Here is a 19,071-nt window from a genome sequence, read left to right on the forward strand (position 1 = left end):
GCAGATCACCGTAATGGTGGCAAAGGCGGCTTGTCTCGACTGGAAGTGGAGCGGGCGATGGGAATCGAACCCACGTCTTTAGCTTGGGAAGCTAAGGTAATAGCCATTATACGACGCCCGCGAACCCGCGATTTTATGCGGATTTCTGGCGAGGACGCAAGCAGCCATCTGCGGTGCTGGCAAAATAAGTGCCTGTGCCAGCACTAACGTCCTGATCCGCTACCACGTCGAAATCGCCTGCGGCGTAAACACCGGCATGCCGATACCAGCCGCCGCATCCGTCAACGGCTCGATTTCCACCGCGGGCCGCTCCGACCTTACCTGGCCGAAGATGGCCGCAAACGGTATGTCCGCGGCATCCCGGCCGGTGCCGATGCGAAGCAGGCCGGTGGGGATCGAGATGCCCGAAGGATCCAGCAGGTACCAGCGGTGCGACAGGTAGACCTCCACCACCGCGTGGAAATCCGGCGCGCCCGTGCTTGGGTCCGCACCATAGTCGAGGCTGCTGGACATGCGTGCCGGGATGCTCAGCGCGCGGCACAGGGCGATCATCAGGTGGGCGAAATCCCTGCAGACACCGGTGCGCTCCACGATGGTGTCGGCAGCCGAGGTGCGTTCGTTGGTGGACCGCGACAGGAAGCGCACGTGATTGCGCACCCACTCGCGGATGGCGTAGACGCGCACATAGCCCCGCAGCATGCCGCCGAACTCGCGGCTGGCGAATTCCATCAGGCGGTCAGACTCGCAGTAGCGGCTTGGTGCCAGGTAGGGCAGGACATCGAAGGGCAGCTCGGCAACGGGCACTTCCGACAACCTGTCGCCGTCTTCCAGGTAGTGATCGATGTCGATGATCGCCTCATAGCGGATGCCGAGGCGGCCCCGGGGCGCGCGCAGCCTGAGCAGCCGGTTGGCCAGCACGGGATCGGTGTAGCGGGCGGTCTCGAGGCCGGGCGGCAGCGTCAGCTGCTCCGAGACGACGGACTGCCGGGGCGTGCGGGCGGCTTCGATATTGAGCAGGAAGTCTGCCATGGGATCCATGACCTCATAGGACAGGCTTACTGCGTACCTGAGGCGGTTCATCGGGTGGTCAGCACTGGCTGGGGCCGGGAAAAGGCGGCCGGTTCCCTTGCGCCGGAAATGGCGGTACATCCATTTCCAGTGTAGTGCGGGCCGCCGGCCCTGCCTGCGCCACGGATGCCGCGGCAGGTTCCTGCTGTGCTAGTTCGCAAAGTTCACCAGCGAACTGACAAATCCTGTCCCGCCTGTGCCTTTGTCCTCCACTTCTATGTAGTACGCCAGCCGATACCCATCGCGCAGCGGCAGTCCGGCGGCATACATCTCGCCATCGGTGCGCATCGGCACCGACTCCCACCTGGCCTTGCGCCAGTCGGCGGTGACCGGGTTGTAGGCGTAATAGAGCAGCACGCGGGCAGGCGCCGCTTCGGCCCTGACGCTCGCCCGCACCGCGAACTGCCCGCCCTGCGCCACCCCGCTGGCTTCGATCGTGGGCAGCTTCCGGCCCAGGAAGGTATGCGCCAGCCACATGCGCCATGCAGCCAGGTGTTTGGCCGAGACCCACGAGTGAGGCAGGTTGTCCACCGCCAGGAAGGCCTTGTCGCCGGACATCTCGGTCAGCATGCTGTTGGGAGTGCCCAGCGCGAAGAACTCGTCGTTGGTGCCGAGCGCGACCAGGAAGCTGGATCGCATTTGCTTGCGCCACATATACGGGTCAAAGTGCGTCAGCATGCGAAAGCCCGTGGGGTTGTTGATCGTGCGCAGCACGGTGTCGGCGGGCTGGAAGCCGGGGCCGGTGCGCTGCTGCGCGGGGCCGCCGACGCCGGGGCCGAACTCGGCGTACTTGCGCGCAAGGAAGTACAGGCTGTTGCCGCCGTAATAGCAGGTGGCCATCACCCCCGCGACGCGGTCAGGGTCGACGCCGGTGGCGATGCTGACGGCGAAGCCGCGCTTGGAGCAGCCCATCAGCACGGCGCGCTCGGTGCGTACGCCGGGCAGGTTGTGCATCAGGGTGATCGCGCGCAGGTAGGCCATTGCGATCGGGTAATAGCCGTTCCAGGTCAGGTCGCCGGTTTCCATCACCTGCTTCAGCGCATAGCCGGTCAGGTCGGATTCGTTCATGCCCCAGTAGTCTTCGGCCGGGTTGGAGAACAGCATGACGGGCATGCCCAGGTCGATGGCGGTGCCTTCGGCGTATTCGGCTTCGGTGTTCAGGCCAGTGCCGGGGATGGTGTGGCGCGGCCAGGCAGGCTCGTCAAAGAACTGCCGTTCGGTGCCGATGATGCCCGCGTTGCCGCCGCCCTGGTAGCCGTCGGGCACGTAGATGCGCGCCGGGTGCGTCCATGGCAGGCCCTTCCAGTCCTGGCTGGTGAAGCGCAGTTCGATCACGCGCACGCGCTTGCCGGGGCGCGCGCGGCTGGGCACCACGGCATCGCGGGAAATCACCGGTGCCAGCGTGCTTTCGTCGCGTACGGCCTGCATGTCGAAGAACGCCGCCGGGCCGGCCGGCTGCGCTTGCGCTGCGGCGATGCCGGGCAGCAGCAGCGACGCAAGCAGCCAGGCCGCTTGCCGCGCAATGCCCATGATCCGTGTTGTCACGATGTCTCCTTCCTGTGATGGGAAGAGGCATTGTCGTGAGCGCGGCCATTACCGGCAATTCGCCAGTTTGCATAGCGCCATCACGAATTGATATGACCCGTCAAGCGTTGCCGCGCGCGTGCCGGCGGTGCACCGGTGTCCTGCCTTGTCACCGCTTCGAGGGCTTCGCGCAACCGGATTACGGCGGGCGGCGCCTCGATCTCCGCCGGGGTGATGAAGACCAGCCGGCCCGAGGCAAACGGGGTGCGCAGCCGCACTTCCCGCACCATCGACATGGCCTGGTAGTGGGCCAGCGCCGTGGCCGGCGCCACCGTCAGGAAGCCACCGGAGGCGGTCATGGCCAGGTTGCTGTGGAACGAGGCCGATTCGATATGCGGCACGGGCGGCAGCTGGCCGGCGTCGAGGAATGGCTGCTCGAACACGTCGCGCGTGTGGGTGCCGCGCGGCGGCAGGATCCAGGGGCCTTCATGCAGGTCCGCCAGCGCAACCTCGCGGCGCCGCGCCAGCGCGTGGCCGGGGGCGCAGACCACGGCCAGGTATTCGTCGCGCAGCGGGGTGATGTGGACCCTGGCCTTGAGCTGGTCGGTGTCGCCTTTCTGCAGCCGGCCCACGATGCAGTCGAGTTCGCCTTCGCAGAGCATTGCGGTCAGGCCGCCGACGGTATGTTCGCGTACTGCCAAGCGCGGCAGCGCGTCCTGGGCCCGCAGCAGCGCGACCGCCTGCGGCAGCACGTCCACGCCCACCAGCGGCAGCATGCCCAGCCGGACCAGTGGCACCTCCGGGCGCGCCTGCAGCGCCTCGCCGGTGGCGTCGATCACGCCCAGCACTACGCGCAGCCGCTCCAGCGCGCGTTCGCCCGCGGCGCTCAGCCGCCCGCCGCGCGTGGTGCGTTCGATCAGCTTGCAGCCGAAGGCGTGCTCCAGTTCCTGCAGCATCTTGGTGACGGCGGGCTGGCTGATATGCAGCGCTTCGCCGGCCGCGGTCAGCGAGCCGCTGCGCGCCACCAGGTCAAGCAGGCGCAGGTGCCGGATGCGCAGCCGGTCGATCCGGTTGGGAGAAGGGGTGGCGGCGGGGGCGGCGGCGCTGGCGCGCGTTGGGGAGGCGGGACTCATAACAAAGCGTGATGGCTCCATCAAGACTGGATAATTGTTTCGAATGGCCCGGCGCCGGACAATCGGGGCAAACCATGGAGGAGACATGCGATGCATGCCAACGTCGGGCGCCGCCTGCTGCTGAAGTCCCTGCTGGCGCTGCCGGCCGCTGCCGCGCTGGGCAGGGCCGATGCGGCCAGTCCCTATCCCAACCGGCCGATCCGGCTGGTGGTGCCCTACGCCGCCGGCGGCGGTCCGGATATCCAGACCCGCAAGCTGGCTGAGTTGCTGGCGCGCGAGCTTGGCCAGCCGGTGGTGGTCGAGAACAAGGTCGGTGCAGGCGGCATTTTGGCCGCGGAGTTCGTCGCGCAGCAGCCGGCGGATGGCTACACGCTGATGCTGGGTGCCTCGACCCATGTCACGCAGAAGCTGCTGCAGCCCGGCGCAAAGTTCGACCCGATGGCGTTCACCCACATCATCCGCGTCGGCGTCAGCCCGGCGGTGCTGGTGGTCAGCGCCAGCTCGCCGTACCGGAACGTGGCCGACCTGGTCGCCGCGGCGCGCCGCGCGCCCGGCACGCTGAACTATGCCTCGGGCGGGATCGGCTCGGCCGCGCATGTGTCGGGTGCGGCGTTTGCGTCGGCCACCGGCATCGACGTGGTGCATGTGCCGTACAAGGGCTCGGTCGAGATCGTGCCATCGCTGATCAAGGGCGACACGCAGTTCGGCTTCCCGGTGGCGGCGACGGCGATTCCACAGATCGCCAGCGGCAAGGCGCGGGCCCTGGCGGTGACCTCGGCCAGCCGCGCTGCGGTGCTGCCGCAGGTGCCCACGCTGAATGAGGCGCTGGGCCGCAAGGATCTCGATCTCGACGCATGGAGCGGCATCTGGGCGCCGCCGCATCTGTCCGCGCCGATCGTGGCGCGGCTGCATGCCGCGGTGATGCAGGCGCTGGGCGATCCCGGCCTGCGCCGGCTCTATGCCGAGATGGGCGCGGTGCTTGCGCCGACGCCCACGCCTGAAGCCTTTTCGCGGCTGGTGGCCGATGAGACCACCCGCATCCGCCAGGTTATCGACAAGAACCACATCACCATCGAATAGGCCATCCCATGACCCTCACTCCACAACCAGACTTTGCCCCGCTGGCCGGCATTAGCGTGCTGGATTTTTCGCACGTGATCGCCGGGCCGTTTGCCACCTTCCTGCTGGCGCAGCTGGGGGCGCAGGTCACCAAGGTCGAGAGCGCCGGCGGCGGCGACGTGATGCGCCGCGCGGGCAAGGGGCATGCCGCCTTTGTCGCGCTCAATGCGGGCAAGTCGTCGCTGGCGCTCGACCTGTCGGATGAAGCCGGGCGCGAACACGCGCTGGAACTGGCCGGCCGCTGCGACGTCTTCGTCGACAACCTGCGGCCGGGCGTGCTCGAGCGCTTCGGGCTGGGCTATGAGGCGGTGCGAGCGGTCAATCCGCGCGTGGTCTATTGCAGCATTTCGGGCTTTGGCCGCGGCGCGGCGCAGTGGCATGGACGGCCTGCCTACGACCACGTGGTGCAGGCCGCCACCGGCATGGCCTGGATGGCCGGCACTGAGGGCGATCCGCCGATGAAGACCGGCTTCCCGGTGATCGACTCGGCCACCGGCATGCTGGCCGCCTTTGCCATCCTGGCCGGCGTGCGCGAGAGTGAGCGCACGGGGCGGGGCATGCTGCTCGATGTCTCGATGGCCACGGCCGGCCTGCAGCTGATGTATCCGATGACGTGCGATGCCATGACCACCGGCGGCGTGCCGGCGCGGCAGGGCAACCAGGGGTATTCGGGCAGCCCGTCGGCCGATTTCTTCCGCACGCAGGATGGCTGGCTGGCGATCGGCGCGAATACGCCGAAGCAGTTGCTCGCGCTGCTCAAGGCGCTCGGGCTGGGCGAGCTTGCGCAGGATCCGGCCTTGTTCGAGATGCCGCTGGATGCCGGCGCCTTGCCTGCCTTCGTGCGCTCGCTCGATCCGGCCGCGCTCAAGCGGGCAATTGCGGGCGCGGTGGCGGCGGGCACCGCAGAGGACCTGGAATTGCGCCTCAACGCGCTGGGGATCCCGGCGGCCCGCCTGCGCAATATCGCTGAGTTTGCGGGGGAGTCGATGGCCAATGGCAGCCTGCGGCCGGTGGCGCTGCAGGAAGGAAAGACCGAGGTGCTGTCGCCGGGGCTGGGCTTCCAGGTCTACCACCCGGTATGACACCCGGCGGCGTATAGTTGCTGGCACGGCGCACGGCAGTGTGCCGCCATCGCCCTTCGCAACGTCAGGACGCCCCCACCTTGACCACCGATTTCTTCGCCCGCTTTGAAGCCGAATGCCTGCCGCGTATTGTTGCCGCGATCAGCCAGCACGACCGGCGCGTGCAACTCCACACCCTGCCTGCCGATGCCCCTGGCTGGCCGCCGCGCCTGCGCGTGACGGGCGATGGGCCGCCGGACCTGCGGCGCCATCAGTATGCGCTCGATATCACGCTCGCGTGGGACGGGCTGGAGGTGCAGCGGCTGTTCGCGGATGGTGGCGAGGCGCGCTTTGCCGGCTACCTGGCGGCGCTGCCATCCAAGCTGCGTGCCTGGCAGGAGCCGCGCGGGATCGATTTCCGTTCTCTATCGCAGGTTGACCCGCAGATCCTGATCGGCGGGCTGGATTTCGAGCACTGAGCGCGTGCGCTGATTCAGGCCGTCACCCGCAGCCGGCACACCGCACTTTCAGATTGCCCTGGTTAATCCAGCGCAGCCCCTGCCCGTGGTGGATGGCATCGGGCAGGCCCACCCACGGCTCCACGCAATAGAAATCGGAAGTCGCGGACTCCGACCACGTGGTCACGGCATGCCAGGGCGCGCTGCCGGGCAGGTCGGGTTCGAACCTGATGCGGCGACCCGGCATCGCCAGCGCCGCACAGCCGGGTGTTGCGGAAGACGTGGAAGGTGTCCTGCATCCGTGGATCGTCGAGCTGGTATGTCGTCTCCCCGGGCTCCGCAGGCCCGGGGCTGCCATCAGGCGCTCTGATTATGCCTCCAGGCGCAACAATTCATACAAAATCGGTCTTTGCCAAGTGCTTGCAGAGCAGGTCTAATCACGCAGGTACGCCCCGCTGCATATGTCGATATGACGGTTGCGCATCGCCTGCAGACGGAAGAGACCCAGTATCCGTCATTGCATATGAGCGGTCCTTGGGAGTCGTTGCGTACGCCCGGTTCGCGAAGCCGAAGGCAACAGGTTTGCCGAAGAGGAAACTCGCGAGATCGCATGCAGGGATTCCAGACTGGAGACTTGGGTGCACGCCTTATTGCCCACTGGCAATAAGCCGGGAACCTACGTTGTCTGCGTAGCGGTTCGAGCGACTGGCAATTTCACTATCCAACGCGGCAGAGATGTGGTCCAAGGCATTGCGCATCGACATTGACCCGGCTCCAACGGAGTGACGGATACCGATACACAAGGATAGCTTAAGACCAAGGAGTCGCGGGAGAAGGCCGAGTTACACACGGCGCGCTATCCCTTCCCGGCCTGAAGGCCGAGGTTTCCCGCGCATTCGGATGAATCTTCGGGACAAGGACGAAAAATTGATCGCGGCCAAGGCTCAGAGGGCCGTCCCTTCGGCGACAGCTGGGAGCGATCCCATCGCTGACACACCGATGATTGTGACGCTGGACCAATTGCGCTCGTATGACCACGATCCGCGCGTTATGCGCAATCCGGCTTATGAGGAAATCAAAGCCTCCATCCGAGAGCGCGGCTTGGACGCGCCACCGGCGATAACCAGGCGCCCAGGTGAAGCACATTTAATCATTCGCAACGGTGGCAATACGCGACTGGCAATACTTCGCGAGTTGTGGGCAGAGACCAAGCAGGAACGGTTCTTTCGCATCTTCTGCCTATTCCGTCCGTGGCCGGAACGGGGCGAGATCGTCGCCTTAACGGGCCACTTGGCAGAAAACGAACTGCGCGGCGGATTGACTTTCATCGAGCGCGCCCTGGGAGTCGAGAAGGCGCGCAGACTCTACGAGCAGGAGGCAGGTAGCAAACTGAGCCAGTCCGAACTCGCCCGGCGCCTGACGGCCGATGGCTATCCGGTGCAGCAATCACACATCAGCCGCATGCAAGATGCGGTGTGTTATTTGCTGTCGGCGATACCTACCGTGCTGTACCAAGGGCTCGGCCGGCATCAGGTGGACAGGCTCGTGGTGCTGCGCAAGGCGTGCGAGCGAACCTGGGAACGAAGGGCTCAGGAGAGTCACCTCGTGGTGGACTTCGCCTCGCTGTTCCAGGATGTGCTGTCGCAGTTCGACGCGCTACCGGATGGCTTTTCGCTCCAGCGGGTGAAGGATGAACTAGTGGGCCAGATGGCCGAGCTGCTGGGCACAGGCTATGATGCGCTGAGCCTCGAAATCGACGGCAGCGAAAGCCGGCAGCGCGCGTTGAGCAGCGAGCCGGCGCCGGCGAAATCGACGGCCTCTACCATATTCTGGACGCCAAAGCCGGCATCCCTTCCTCAGGCGGCGGCGACAGCCCAGCCGGCCGGCCTATCGACTGAACTGGCGTTCAAAGAGGCCTCAACACGGGCTGCAATGGTGTCTGCGGCTGGCAGCGGGCTAGTTGAGGAAGAAGCTGCCGCGCCAGTACGGGCTGACCGTGATGGGCAGCCCGTGCAGGGGCATATCGTGTCTCCGGCGCCGACCACCGAACGCATGCAGTGCGTTCAGGGCCAGGTATCGAGCCAGTTGGGCGACAGGCTACTCGACTTTGACACCAATGCTTCTTGCGCGATTCCGGTTCTGGTCGGTGGCCTCTACCCGATCTCGGATGTCTGGCATATCGAGCCAGGATTGGACGAGCCAAGCCGACTTCGGGTGCATATTGCACAGTTTGCCCGTGAAATTGCCGAAGAGGCGGTGGTTGCCAATCAGATCGTGCCAAGTGACAGTGGTATCGGCTTCATTTGCATGATCCCCCGCGTTGGGCAGGTGAGCGCTTTGCCTGATTTCCCTCGCGCGCTTCTGGCGCTGTTGCATGCGTTGAGCATGCCCGAGTCAATCGCGACAGGATTGAATCGTGCGCGACTGGATAACGACCTGGCGCCGCTGCTGCATGGCGCTGGGGCAGCGTCCACGCGACTGAGCGACACTGGCCTGATGAAGTTGTTCCGGCTCCTGCGTCTGGCGCGACGGCTGCGAGACCTGGAGCACGGTACGGGGTTCGCCGATCAGGGCCGCGATTCCTGAGGGCCACCATGTCGTCATCTCACCCGCTCAACCAGGCTGTCATCGCCCAAGCGTTGCACGATCTGCGCAATGGCCAATTGCGTCGGTGCAAAGCGATGGGATTCGGCGAAGAGGAACTGGAGGCGCTCAAGCATCCGGCGCTAGTCAGTGTGCTGGTCAACGCCACGGTGTCGTGGTGTTCGGTATCGGTCAATCGTGAGGTCCTGAAGCGGCTGCTAAGCCAAGTGCATGACGTGGAGCAGGAAATTGCCACGGTGGATCGCATGCTGCGCCTGGGCGCGAGCACGGAGATGGTGAGCCGCTTCTACGGCCTCACGCATCAAGAAATCGCACTGCGGCGCGACATTCTCGGCTTGCCCAAACGCAAGGGCCGGCACCCGGTGCTAGACGAGACACAGGGCATCGCACTGTGGAAACACTGGAAGGCCGGAGTCGGCGAGCGTAATCTTGCGCTGGACGACGATCCGCCCATGCTGGGCCTGTCGATGGACCTGGCCGAGACCCTGACGTTACCGATGTCGGTGGTCTGGGCGTCGATCCGAAATTGGATCGACGAGGGGCTGGTGTAGACCATTGGGAAGGGCAGTGCGCCCTGGCGTGATGGCCCCATAGCACTGTCGGCATGGTTCCTCGATACACAAGAGAGCTGGCATCGGCCCCATCGTGCTCTCCATGAAAATGGCTGACTGCCAGCTATCCCCAGGGGATAGCTGGCACACCCGGCCTTCCGCATCGAACAAAGCGGGCAATCCCGGTCTGCGCTTTTTTGACTGACGCCCTTCCGGGCGACGCGGATGCTAGCGACTCATTCCTCCTTTTTGAGTCGTCGCTATGGCTAATGAACCCTTGCAACTAAATCTCGGATCGTTGCGCAGCGCGATATCGCTGACGCTGCACACTCACCACGCTTCCCGTATCTGGCATGGCCGCCCCGCGGCAGAGGGGCGGCCCGGCATCATCGGCCTCAACGGCTACATCAGCATGATGGGCAAGATGAAACGCGGCGCCGAGCAGGACGATCCCTACTCCGACTGGTGGATGCTTCGCATCGAAGACAAGCTGGACGAAACTAAGAGGTGCCTGCAGACGCTGCGCGAACAGGTGGAGCAGGCGCTGGCCAGCGTACCCCCTGCGCTCAGCCTTGGTGAGAACCTGAATCTTCAACCGGTGAAACTTCCGCTGTTCGTCAACGCCCAGCTCGGCTTTGCGGCCATTTACTTGCTGGCCGATTACGACGACCTCGCGCGCAAGCTGATGCTCGCCCACCATACGGCGCTGATCGACCGAAGCACGCTGGAGCGCTGGCTCAACGATGGCGCGCACGCAATGCGCAGCCTGTTTTCGCTCGCCCAAGAGTATTGCTTCTCTGGCGCAACCCGCGCTGACTTTGCGGAGAACAATGTGGCGGCGCAGGCGGCAGTGCAGAAGCTCGGCCAGTTGCCACAGGAGGTGCTCGAAGGCACGCGCCGTTCACGCTTTGCACCGCCTATTGTGCGCCGAGGCGGTAGTCGCGAATCCGCGGCTGCGCCCACCGCGGTGGGGCCGACTTTCGCCTCCATCGATGACCCAACCGGCACTGCCGCACGCGACGAGGATGCGACGGAATGACGGTACATACCATGCCTGTCCAGCCGAGGCGCTTCACGGCGCTGGAACAGGCGGACTTCCAGCGGCTGGAACACGCAGGCTACCTAAAAGGCCTTTTACAACCTTTTAAAGGTAAGGGGAGTTTGGAGGCTTGGGCCGGTCAATGCCTGGCGCTGCGCGACAGCGTGATCGTGCTGGCACAGCGGCGTGTGCTGCCCCAAGCCAGAGCCTATCCCTTCAACCTGCTAAATGTGCAGCTGGCCCAGCAAACGACTGGCGCAGGGACGACCTTCCTACGCTGGCGCAATGTCGACCGCTCATCCATGGGCGTCGCCTTGTGGGAATCCCTGATCGGCAGCCCTGCGATACCGGCCTCGCTGATTGACGACCTGTATGCGATGGAGATGCAGCGCATTGCGCTGAACATGCAGATCAGCCTGACCCACAGCATCGCCCGCAACGCTTTGGAATGCGCCAACAAGATGGCCCAGGCTGAGGCCGCTTACCTGCGGCGCACCCATAGCCATTCCACGTCCACTGTCACCATTCCCAAGGAGTCACCATGAGCACATCGTTTGTCGGCGAAGACAACATCGGTCTTGCGCCGGACTACCGCGAGTTTGTCAATGGCAATCGCAAGCCGGGCCGGCTGCCGCGCCACACTGTTCCAGCTCGGCGTGCGGGTCTGCGGCGAAGAGCGGGTGCCGACGAGAACGCTGTCGTATACAAGCGCCGGGCAGCTGTAGCATGCCCGCCGTGCGCCGTGTGCTATCGGCCGGGACAGATTCCCAGCGGTCGACTCGCTCCCATCCGCTCTCCTGAGGCAAGCTTGGGGTCCCCTTGCTGGTTGCGAACAATCGACGCATGCTGCGGCAATTGTCCCTTCGACGGTCATTAATCGGCGTCCATGCAGTCCGGCTTTTTTGTGGCCCGTCTCATTCGGCGCAGTCATGCTGTCACCCATCCGGCGAGCCGCCCATCGACAAGGAGCCTTCATTGTCGGATCCAGAAACCGAGGATGAAGATCTCACCGGCAGGGCAGCGCATCTCGCAGTGGCGTACATCAGCCAGGTCGCCATGACAGGTGGCGCTGGCCTCGCGAACCCTGCGTCATGCCGGCTGCATTAGCCGGCGTGGCCAATTGCCCGCATCCCGCGGGAAATCCCAGCGCATGTCACCTTCTGCAACGTTGCGCGCGTCTCACGGTGCCGTTATGCACATGCGAGGCGAGAAGGTCGTTCCTTGATAGACCGCGCTCGGCGCGGTTGCGTTGATCCAGTTGATTCCGTCGATGGCGAAGGGTCTCCTGGCGGCTTGCGGGCCTGTGCCGCAGCGAGCCTCGAGGAGACCCGTCGGGTCGTCGGTATTCGTTGCCGGTGCCCGCCGGTGGAACAACGGGCTCCCTTTGTGCACGGATGTGTGCCCAAGGATGTCGACCCCAGCCACGATACGGGTCGAGTGCGACTGCTGGCGCAGCAAATGCCGTTGACAGGGCTGCAGCAGCCACAGGTGGCGCCTTTGTCCAAGGCTGAAAGCCTAGTGCTTTCAGCCGATTGTTCTTTGCCTGGTCAGAAAGTGGCGCGGCCCCGGGCATGGAGGCTGCCGCCCGGTCGGCGCGAGGCGAGGCCGCTAGGATTTTCAAGTCTGTAAGACGTGATCGCCGCATGCATCGCAACAGTCCGCTTCGCATTGTCTCCCTGCGGCGGCGCGTCTTCCCGACGCCGATGCGCTTCTTCTGTAAGCCTTTGGGACGATTCCGTTTCCGTCATGGTGTGGGGCTTTCCGTCCCAACGGCCATCTGGCCAAGGCCTACACGGGCAAACACCTATCCTTGCAGGTGCTTTCCAGCGCCGCCGGCCACTACATCTGCACTGCCCACCGTGAAGGATCGGTATCACGTGAGGCAGTGGAGTATTTCCCCTCACGGGAGGCGGCAGAGGCGGCCCTGCCGACGGGGCACTGGCAACAGCGGTGCCAGGCATGAGCCCAGCCTGCAGGAGTGTCTTGGGGAGTCTTTATCCCAAGGCGTGATTGATCACACTGTGGCGGAAGAGCGGCCCCGCGGCGCTAACTGGCTCTCCTCGATCCCGGGGCTGCATCGCCAAACCGGTGAGGATGCGATTCCCATTTGGTGCTGCCGTTTGCATCGAATGCGGCGAAGGTAATGGCTGCGTGTTTCGGAAGCCAATATAAATGCGACTGTCCGCCTATTCTCTCCCGCTCGCCGGTCTTGCCGGGGCCGTCCTTATCACGGGTTGTGCTACCACCGTACCACCGGCCGATCTGACACAGACGCCCGGGCCACCCCAGCAATCCCAAGCGCTGATATCCGGGACGAATACGCCAGGCAGCCCTGTGCCCGTCGTCCGCTACGGCCGCTACACCTTGACGGAACTGGTGGCGGAGCCGGGGCAGCGGGACCTAATGAAGCAGGTCGTGGACATCACCATCCCGCCCTCGCTCGACTCCACGGTCGGCGACGCCATGCGCCATGTCCTCCAGCGGTCGGGATATCGGCTGTGCGAGGGCTCGCAGGCCGTAATGCTGTATGCGCTGCCGTTGCCGGCGGCTCATCTACGGTTGGGGCCGATGGTTCTGCGCGATGCGTTGCTGACGCTCGCCGGTCCGGCGTGGGACATGGCCGTTGATGAAACCTCGCGCCAGGTTTGCTTCAAGCACGCGGTGGCGCCCGCTACCACCACTGCCGAAGCAACGGCTGTGGATTCCCTCGAAGGCATTGACCGCGTTGATAATCCGGAGGTGCAACAATGAATGCACCGAACAAACCGGCCTCGTCCAAACGCGATCGACGCGTACGCTGGCCGTGGGTTGTCGCCTGCATCTGGCAGCTGCTTGTCAGCGCACTGACGATCCTCAATAGCGTTGGCTTGTCGCGTCTGACCGAGCATAGCCGCGCCAGCGCTCAGAATGCCCATGTCCAGGCGCTGGCGACGCGTGTCGACGGTCTGGAAAAGCAGGCCGAGGCCGTTAAGCTGCAGCCAACGCCCGTCATCCGGGCCGATCTCGATGCCACGCGCCAAGAGCTGGATGAGCGCCTGTCGCGGGTTGAGCAGGCTCAGACCGCCGATGATAGTGCCAGCGGGTTGCAGGCGTTGCAAGCGCGCGTCGGCGCCATTGAAGATCGCCTAAAGAGGACAGCGCCGGCCATGGCCATGGTACCGCGGCGCAAAGCTGAACCTCCCAAGCCAACGGTACCCGAGCCGCCCTTCAATGTCATCGGTCTGGAGCTGCGCGGTGGAGAGCGCCTTGTATCCGTCGCGGCGCGGGGCGCAGCTTCGGTGCGCGAAGTGCGGCTGCTTCGTGAGGGCGACACCATGGGCGCCTGGCGGCTCCAAGCCATCGAAGCGCATGGCGCGGTATTCCGCATCGACGGCCACACGCTGCGCATCGCAATCCCGTAGGGGCGGACTATGACGCAAGTACCTGTGGCCGTCCTTGCCGTGTTCCTGGTAGTCGGCTTACGCGGTGCATACGCACAGACAGCGCCGCTGGTGACCCCGCGCGTAGCTCAGAGCCAGCTTATGAAAAGCACTGACGCCGCGCTCGACGAGCGCCAGGCCAGGGATTGGGGCTTGCGTCCTGAAGAATGGACGCGATACCGGCAACTGATGCAAGGGCCGCTGGGCGTTTATTCCCCCAACCTCGATCCTCTCACGACCTTGGGCATCGAGGCACGCAGTGACGAGGAGCGTAACCACTACGCCGAGCTGCAGGTGCAGGTTGAGGCAAGGCGCGTGAACAAAACCCTCGCCTACCAGAGGGCCTACGACGCGGCTTGGAAGCGCCTCTATCCGGGCCAGCAGCGTGTCAATCTCCCGGGTGCACAGACACTGAGCGCTGGTAACAGCGGTTCTGGTCGCCTGGCCGTTTTCGTCAGGGCTGACTGCGCGCCGTGCGACCAGCGCGTGCGCCAGTTGCAGACGGCGGGCACGGAGTTCGATGTCTATATGGTCGGCAGCCGCCTGGACGATGCTTATATCCGCCAGTGGGCGACTCGGGCCGGCATCGACCCGGCCCGAGTCCGCGCACGCACGATCACGCTCAACCATGATGCCGGACGTTGGCTGTCCCTCGGCGTGTCGGGCGAGCTGCCGGCCGTGGTACGTGAGCTGAACGGCAGATGGCAGCGGCAGTAAATCCGCAATCCGCGTTGCGTGTCGCGCTCCTGCTAGTCGCCTGCGTCTGGGCATCAGTTGCGCCCGCGCAAGAGGAGCCGCCGCCGGCCTACCAGATTGCCGCGAAGCACGCAGGTGTGCCGTCGCCAGTACTGTACGCGGTGGCCTTGCAGGAGAGCGGCACCAGACTGCGTGGACGGTTGATTCCTTGGCCGTGGACACTCAATGTTGCGGGGAGGGGCGAGCGTTATGCCACGCGGGCTCAGACCTGCGCGCGCTTGCGCCAAGCGCTCACCCGCATCCCAGCCAACCGGATCGACGCCGGCCTCGGGCAGGTCAATCTCGGTTACCAGGCGCATCGCTACAGTCATCCCTGCGAGCTCCTCGACCCTTACAGGAATCTCGCGATCGTCGCGGAAATTCTCATGGAGCAGTACAAAGAGGGCGAGGACTGGCTAGCCGCCATCGGTCGCTACCACCGTCCAGCCGGCGGCGCACCGGCCGCTCGTTACCGCCGCAGTGTTCATCAGCACCTCGTTCGCGTGCTGGGGCCGCGCACAACGCCTTCCGCTATCAAGTGACCTGGCCATGAATCGGATGCTCTGTACTTCCGCCCTGGGGCTGCTCATTGCCACCACCGCCTTGGCGAAATCGACCGCCCAGCCCCTGATCGTTGTCGAGGACCGCGGCGGGGCCCCGGCACTGCCGTATTACCAGGCACTGAATGCCGAGGGTGAGGGGGCGCCAGGGCCGGCCGCACCGAAGCAGACACCCCGCATCGGAGATCGGGAAGAAGCCGAGGCGGTCATGCTGCCGGTGCGCTCGACACGGCTGTCGCCGGGTAATGAGCCGCGGCGCGTCATCCGCGCGCCGGCCATCACACCATTGTTCCTGATCGGCGACGATGACCGCTCCCGCGCTTGGCTGCTGCAGCGCCGGGGAGCGTTGAAAGCGCTGCACGCGGTGGGACTGGTGGTCAACGTGGTGTCGCCCGATGCACTGGCCACACTGCGCCGCCTAGCGCCGGGCCTGATGCTGTCGCCCGTCTCCGGGGACGACCTGGCTCAGCGGCTGGGCATCCGTCACTATCCAGTGCTGATCACCTCCACCGGCATTGAGCCGTGATGTGAGACGCCGGTTATGGCCAAGTCCCGGAACATCGAGGTTCTGCTGCGCCCCGCGGTGGAGCTGTACACCGTCGCGGCCTGTGCGGGCGCCGCGCTGCTGTGCCTGACGGCACCGTGGTCGCTCGCGCTGAGCCCTCTGTTGGGCCTGGGTAGCGCGCTTGCGTTCCTCATCTTCGGCGCCATCCGGCTGCGGGACGCCTGGGCCATCCTCCGCTACCGACGCAACATCCGCAGGCTACCGCGCTACGTGATGACCAGCCGGGACGTGCCCGTCAGCCAACAGCGGCTATTCGTTGGCCGTGGCTTTCGATGGGACCAGCGCCATACGCAGCGGCTTATGCAGACCTACCGGCCGGAGTTCCGCCACTACGTGGAACCGACAACGCTCTACCGAGCGGCGCGGAGGATTGAGGCGCGGCTGGAGTTCGCGCCATTCCCTGTGTCCAGGTTGGCGAAGGCTCTGGCCTGGGACAGTCGGCTCAATCCAGCGCGCCCGCTGCCGCCAGTCGGCGGCCTGCCACGTCTGCACGGCATCGAGCCGCACGAGGTCGACGTCACGCTGCCGTTGGGCGAGCGGGTCGGCCACACGCTGGTGCTGGGCACCACGCGCGTGGGCAAGACCCGCCTGGCCGAGCTGTTCATCACCCAAGACATCCGCCGCAAGGTGGGCGGCCAGCACGAGGTGGTGATCGTCTTCGACCCGAAGGGGGACGCCGACCTGCTCAAGCGCATGTACGTGGAGGCCAGGCGCGCCGGCAGAGAAGGGGAGTTCTACACCTTCCACCTGGGCTGGCCGGACATCTCGGCACGATACAACGCCGTGGGCCGTTTCGACCGGATATCGGAGGTTGCCACTCGCATTGCGGGCCAGCTTTCGGCCGAGGGCAACAGCGCAGCGTTCCGCGAGTTCGCCTGGCGCTTTGTCAACATCATCGCGCGCGCGCTGGTCGAGCTGGGGCAGCGTCCCGACTACCTGCTGATCCAGCGCCACGTCATCAATATCGACACGTTATTCATCGAGTACGCCCAGCACTTTTTCGCCAAGAGCGAGCCGAAAGCCTGGGAGGTCATCGTCCAGCTCGAGGCGCGGCTAAACGACAGGAACACGCCGCGCAACATGATCGGCCGCGAGAAGCGGGTCGTGGCACTGGAGCAATACCTTTCGCAAGTGCACATCTATGACCCCGTGCTCGATGGCCTGCGTAGTGCCGTGCGCTACGACCGCACCTATTTCGACAAGATCGTTGCTAGCCTGCTGCCGCTCTTGGAGAAGCTGACCACCGGAAAGATCGCGCCACTGCTCGCTCCGAACTACTCGGACTTGAACGACCTGCGGCCCATCTTTGATTGGATGCAGATCATCCGCAAACGCGCCGTGGTCTACGTCGGGCTGGACGCGCTATCGGACGCCGAAGTCGCGGCCGCCGTGGGCAACTCAATGTTTAGCGACCTGGTATCAGTCGCTGGCCACATCTACAAGTTTGGCATCGAGGAAGGTCTGCCGGGCCCATCGACCGGCGTGAAGGTGCCCATCAACGTCCACGCCGACGAGTTCAACGAACTGATGGGGGACGAATTCATACCGATGGTCAACAAGGGCGGCGGCGCCGGGATCCAAGTGTCAGCCTACACGCAGACCCTTTCTGACATCGAGGCGCGCATGGGCAGCCGCGCCAAGGCCGGGCAGCTGATCGGCAACTTCAATAACCTGTTTATGCTGCGCGTGCGCGAGACCGCCACGGCCGAACTGCTGACGCGGCAACTGCCGAAGGTCGAGGTGTATGCCGCCACGGTGACGAGCGGCGCGATCGACAGCTCGGACCCGAGCGGCAACACCGCCTTTACCTCCAACACCCAGGATCGCATCAGCAGCACCAGCGTGCCGTTGATCGAGCCCGCGCACGTGGTCGCGTTGCCCAAGGGGCAATGCTTCGCGCTGATCGAAGGCGGAAATCTATGGAAGATCCGCATGCCGCTCCCCGCGGCCGACCCCGATGAGGTCATGCCAAAGGATCTCCAGGAACTCGCCGCCTACATGCGGCAGCACTATGGCGAGGCGGGTGACTGGTGGGCGAGTCAAGGCGCCCCTGTCTCGCAGAAACAAGCGTTTCCAGACGATCTGCAAGCGAACTCTCAGCAGACTACCGCGGCCAATGAGGCTGGTGGCGAAGACGTCGAAACATGAGCGATCCGGTCGTCGCAGCGCAGCGCCAGCAGGTCTACCAACAGGGGCTGGTCGCGAGTGTCATCACCTTGCCGTTCCGCATCTTTGGTGTGCTGTGCGGCTCACTGCTTTTGTGCATCGTGATCGAATGCATCGGGTTGCACTTCTTCTGGCCTCAACAGGGCTGGCGTCACGCGCAGAGCATGCTCAATCACGAGTTGGCCCTGGTATCGGAGAGCTTTACGCGCAGCGTGATGGTGCAGGAACCAGGCCGCACCGCTCGGCATCTTGTCGAGCTGGCCTTCGACTGGCTTTTCGTCAAAAGCGGGCTGCTCGACGTGATACGCGATGCCGCTACGCAGGCAAGCGCCGGTGTCCGCAGCCAGGCACATGATTTGCGCTATTACCTTGGCGTGGTCTATGTGCATGTTGAGAGCTACTTGATCGCCTCCGCCTACACTGCTCTCGTGTTTCTCGTGCGGCTGCTGGTGCTGACGCTGACCTTGCCGCTGTTTTTGATGGCCGCCTTCGTTGGCCTGGTGGATGGGCTAGTTCGGCGTGACGTGCGCAGCTTCGCAGCCGGCCGCGAATCGGGATTCGTCTACCACCGAGCGAAGGCGAGCCTGATGCCGCTGGCCATTCTGCCGTGGGTCATTTACCTGGCGCTGCCGGTGAGTCTTCATCCGCTGCTAATCCTGTTGCCCAGCGCGTCAATGCTGGGCGTAGCCGTATGCATCTCCGCCGCGACGTTCAAGAAGTATCTCTAGGCGATTCTGGAAGGTGAACGTGTCCGACTGCGCCTTGCCCGCAGCAAGGAACGTGCACTAGCCCCCACGCTTGGGGGCTGGCACTTTGTAACTTCCCTCATGGCCGCGGCGGTCATCCCGACGTGTAGGTTCTGCGCACTCATGCCATATGTGCTCAGCAGCTTCTGGAAAGGGAAAAGCTTGCGCGCTGAAATGCCGCCGTTGGCGCAACATGACGCCGTCAATCTGGTTGTGCAGAAATCCTCTTTCTCTGCGGCGCATGACTGCGGCGCGCTGCAGTATTGACACCATCCACTTCACCAGGGGATGGAACATGAAACAAACATGCCGACGCACTGGCG

General features: G+C 64.7%; 17 protein-coding genes, 1 tRNA gene and 1 pseudogene. 14 read left to right on the forward strand and 5 right to left on the reverse strand.

Features of this window, described 5'->3' with window-relative positions:
• Positions 1–46: 46 nt before the first annotated feature.
• The 4 genes from AC3WL8_RS03160 to AC3WL8_RS03175 all read right to left on the reverse strand — a co-directional run bounded on the left by AC3WL8_RS03160 (position 47) and on the right by AC3WL8_RS03175 (position 3,725).
• Positions 47–121: transfer RNA gene (locus AC3WL8_RS03160), tRNA-Gly, on the reverse strand.
• Between the two features lie 98 nt (positions 122–219).
• Positions 220–1,080, reverse strand: coding sequence for a transglutaminase-like domain-containing protein (locus tag AC3WL8_RS03165; protein ID WP_013957696.1), 861 nt, complete (start codon positions 1,078–1,080; stop codon positions 220–222).
• A gap of 138 nt (positions 1,081–1,218) precedes the next feature.
• Entirely contained in the window at positions 1,219–2,613 is a 1,395-nt protein-coding gene (locus AC3WL8_RS03170) for a PhoPQ-activated protein PqaA family protein (RefSeq protein WP_492377885.1), read from the reverse strand.
• Between the two features lie 80 nt (positions 2,614–2,693).
• Positions 2,694–3,725 (reverse strand): LysR family transcriptional regulator, encoded by a 1,032-nt coding sequence (locus AC3WL8_RS03175; RefSeq protein ID WP_492377886.1) that lies wholly within the window; start codon positions 3,723–3,725, stop codon positions 2,694–2,696.
• Between the two features lie 90 nt (positions 3,726–3,815).
• On the opposite strand from AC3WL8_RS03175, the gene AC3WL8_RS03180 reads away from it, so the two are divergent.
• From AC3WL8_RS03180 to AC3WL8_RS03190, 3 genes are all read left to right on the forward strand, one after another.
• Positions 3,816–4,805: a tripartite tricarboxylate transporter substrate binding protein gene (locus AC3WL8_RS03180; protein WP_492377887.1), complete on the forward strand. Its 990-nt coding sequence runs from the start codon at positions 3,816–3,818 to the stop codon at positions 4,803–4,805.
• Positions 4,806–4,813: 8 nt separating this feature from the next.
• Positions 4,814–5,926 carry a CoA transferase gene (locus AC3WL8_RS03185; protein ID WP_492377888.1) on the forward strand — a complete coding sequence of 371 codons (1,113 nt, stop codon included), beginning with the start codon at positions 4,814–4,816 and terminating at the stop codon, positions 5,924–5,926.
• Positions 5,927–6,006: 80 nt separating this feature from the next.
• Positions 6,007–6,384, forward strand: coding sequence for a DUF5594 family protein (locus AC3WL8_RS03190; protein ID WP_013957691.1), 378 nt, complete (start codon positions 6,007–6,009; stop codon positions 6,382–6,384).
• 14 nt (positions 6,385–6,398) lie between these two features.
• On the opposite strand, the pseudogene AC3WL8_RS03195 reads toward AC3WL8_RS03190, so the two are convergent.
• Positions 6,399–6,725: pseudogene (locus AC3WL8_RS03195) on the reverse strand (aldose epimerase family protein); the annotation flags it as partial.
• 538 nt (positions 6,726–7,263) lie between these two features.
• Between AC3WL8_RS03195 and AC3WL8_RS03200 the strand changes: the two are divergent.
• The 11 genes from AC3WL8_RS03200 to AC3WL8_RS03250 all read left to right on the forward strand — a co-directional run bounded on the left by AC3WL8_RS03200 (position 7,264) and on the right by AC3WL8_RS03250 (position 18,730).
• Positions 7,264–8,949: a ParB family protein gene (locus AC3WL8_RS03200; protein ID WP_492377889.1), complete on the forward strand. Its 1,686-nt coding sequence runs from the start codon at positions 7,264–7,266 to the stop codon at positions 8,947–8,949.
• Between the two features lie 8 nt (positions 8,950–8,957).
• Positions 8,958–9,518 (forward strand): DUF2857 domain-containing protein, encoded by a 561-nt coding sequence (locus tag AC3WL8_RS03205; protein ID WP_013957688.1) that lies wholly within the window; start codon positions 8,958–8,960, stop codon positions 9,516–9,518.
• A gap of 262 nt (positions 9,519–9,780) precedes the next feature.
• Positions 9,781–10,557: a PFL_4669 family integrating conjugative element protein gene (locus tag AC3WL8_RS03210; RefSeq protein WP_492377890.1), complete on the forward strand. Its 777-nt coding sequence runs from the start codon at positions 9,781–9,783 to the stop codon at positions 10,555–10,557.
• Positions 10,554–11,102: a DUF3158 family protein gene (locus tag AC3WL8_RS03215; RefSeq protein WP_035816698.1), complete on the forward strand. Its 549-nt coding sequence runs from the start codon at positions 10,554–10,556 to the stop codon at positions 11,100–11,102. Before AC3WL8_RS03210 ends, AC3WL8_RS03215 begins: the two co-directional genes overlap by 4 nt.
• A gap of 1,627 nt (positions 11,103–12,729) precedes the next feature.
• Positions 12,730–13,308 carry a PFGI-1 class ICE element type IV pilus protein PilL2 gene (gene pilL2, locus AC3WL8_RS03220; protein WP_013957682.1) on the forward strand — a complete coding sequence of 193 codons (579 nt, stop codon included), beginning with the start codon at positions 12,730–12,732 and terminating at the stop codon, positions 13,306–13,308.
• Positions 13,305–13,958: a hypothetical protein gene (locus AC3WL8_RS03225; protein ID WP_013957681.1), complete on the forward strand. Its 654-nt coding sequence runs from the start codon at positions 13,305–13,307 to the stop codon at positions 13,956–13,958. Before pilL2 ends, AC3WL8_RS03225 begins: the two co-directional genes overlap by 4 nt.
• Before the next feature lie 9 nt (positions 13,959–13,967).
• Positions 13,968–14,693, forward strand: a complete 726-nt coding sequence (locus AC3WL8_RS03230) for a TIGR03759 family integrating conjugative element protein (protein ID WP_013957680.1) — start codon at positions 13,968–13,970, stop codon at positions 14,691–14,693.
• Complete coding sequence (locus AC3WL8_RS03235) at positions 14,678–15,253, forward strand: lysozyme family protein (protein WP_013957679.1); 576 nt, start codon at positions 14,678–14,680, stop codon at positions 15,251–15,253. Before AC3WL8_RS03230 ends, AC3WL8_RS03235 begins: the two co-directional genes overlap by 16 nt.
• A 7-nt stretch (positions 15,254–15,260) precedes the next feature.
• Positions 15,261–15,797 (forward strand): integrating conjugative element protein, encoded by a 537-nt coding sequence (locus tag AC3WL8_RS03240; protein WP_035816702.1) that lies wholly within the window; start codon positions 15,261–15,263, stop codon positions 15,795–15,797.
• A gap of 15 nt (positions 15,798–15,812) precedes the next feature.
• Positions 15,813–17,984, forward strand: coding sequence for a type IV conjugative transfer system coupling protein TraD (gene traD, locus AC3WL8_RS03245; RefSeq protein WP_492377891.1), 2,172 nt, complete (start codon positions 15,813–15,815; stop codon positions 17,982–17,984).
• Entirely contained in the window at positions 17,981–18,730 is a 750-nt protein-coding gene (locus AC3WL8_RS03250) for a TIGR03747 family integrating conjugative element membrane protein (protein ID WP_492377892.1), read from the forward strand. Before traD ends, AC3WL8_RS03250 begins: the two co-directional genes overlap by 4 nt.
• Positions 18,731–19,071 lie beyond the last annotated feature (341 nt).

The sequence above is a fragment of the Cupriavidus sp. FW305-F7 genome (assembly GCF_058782875.1).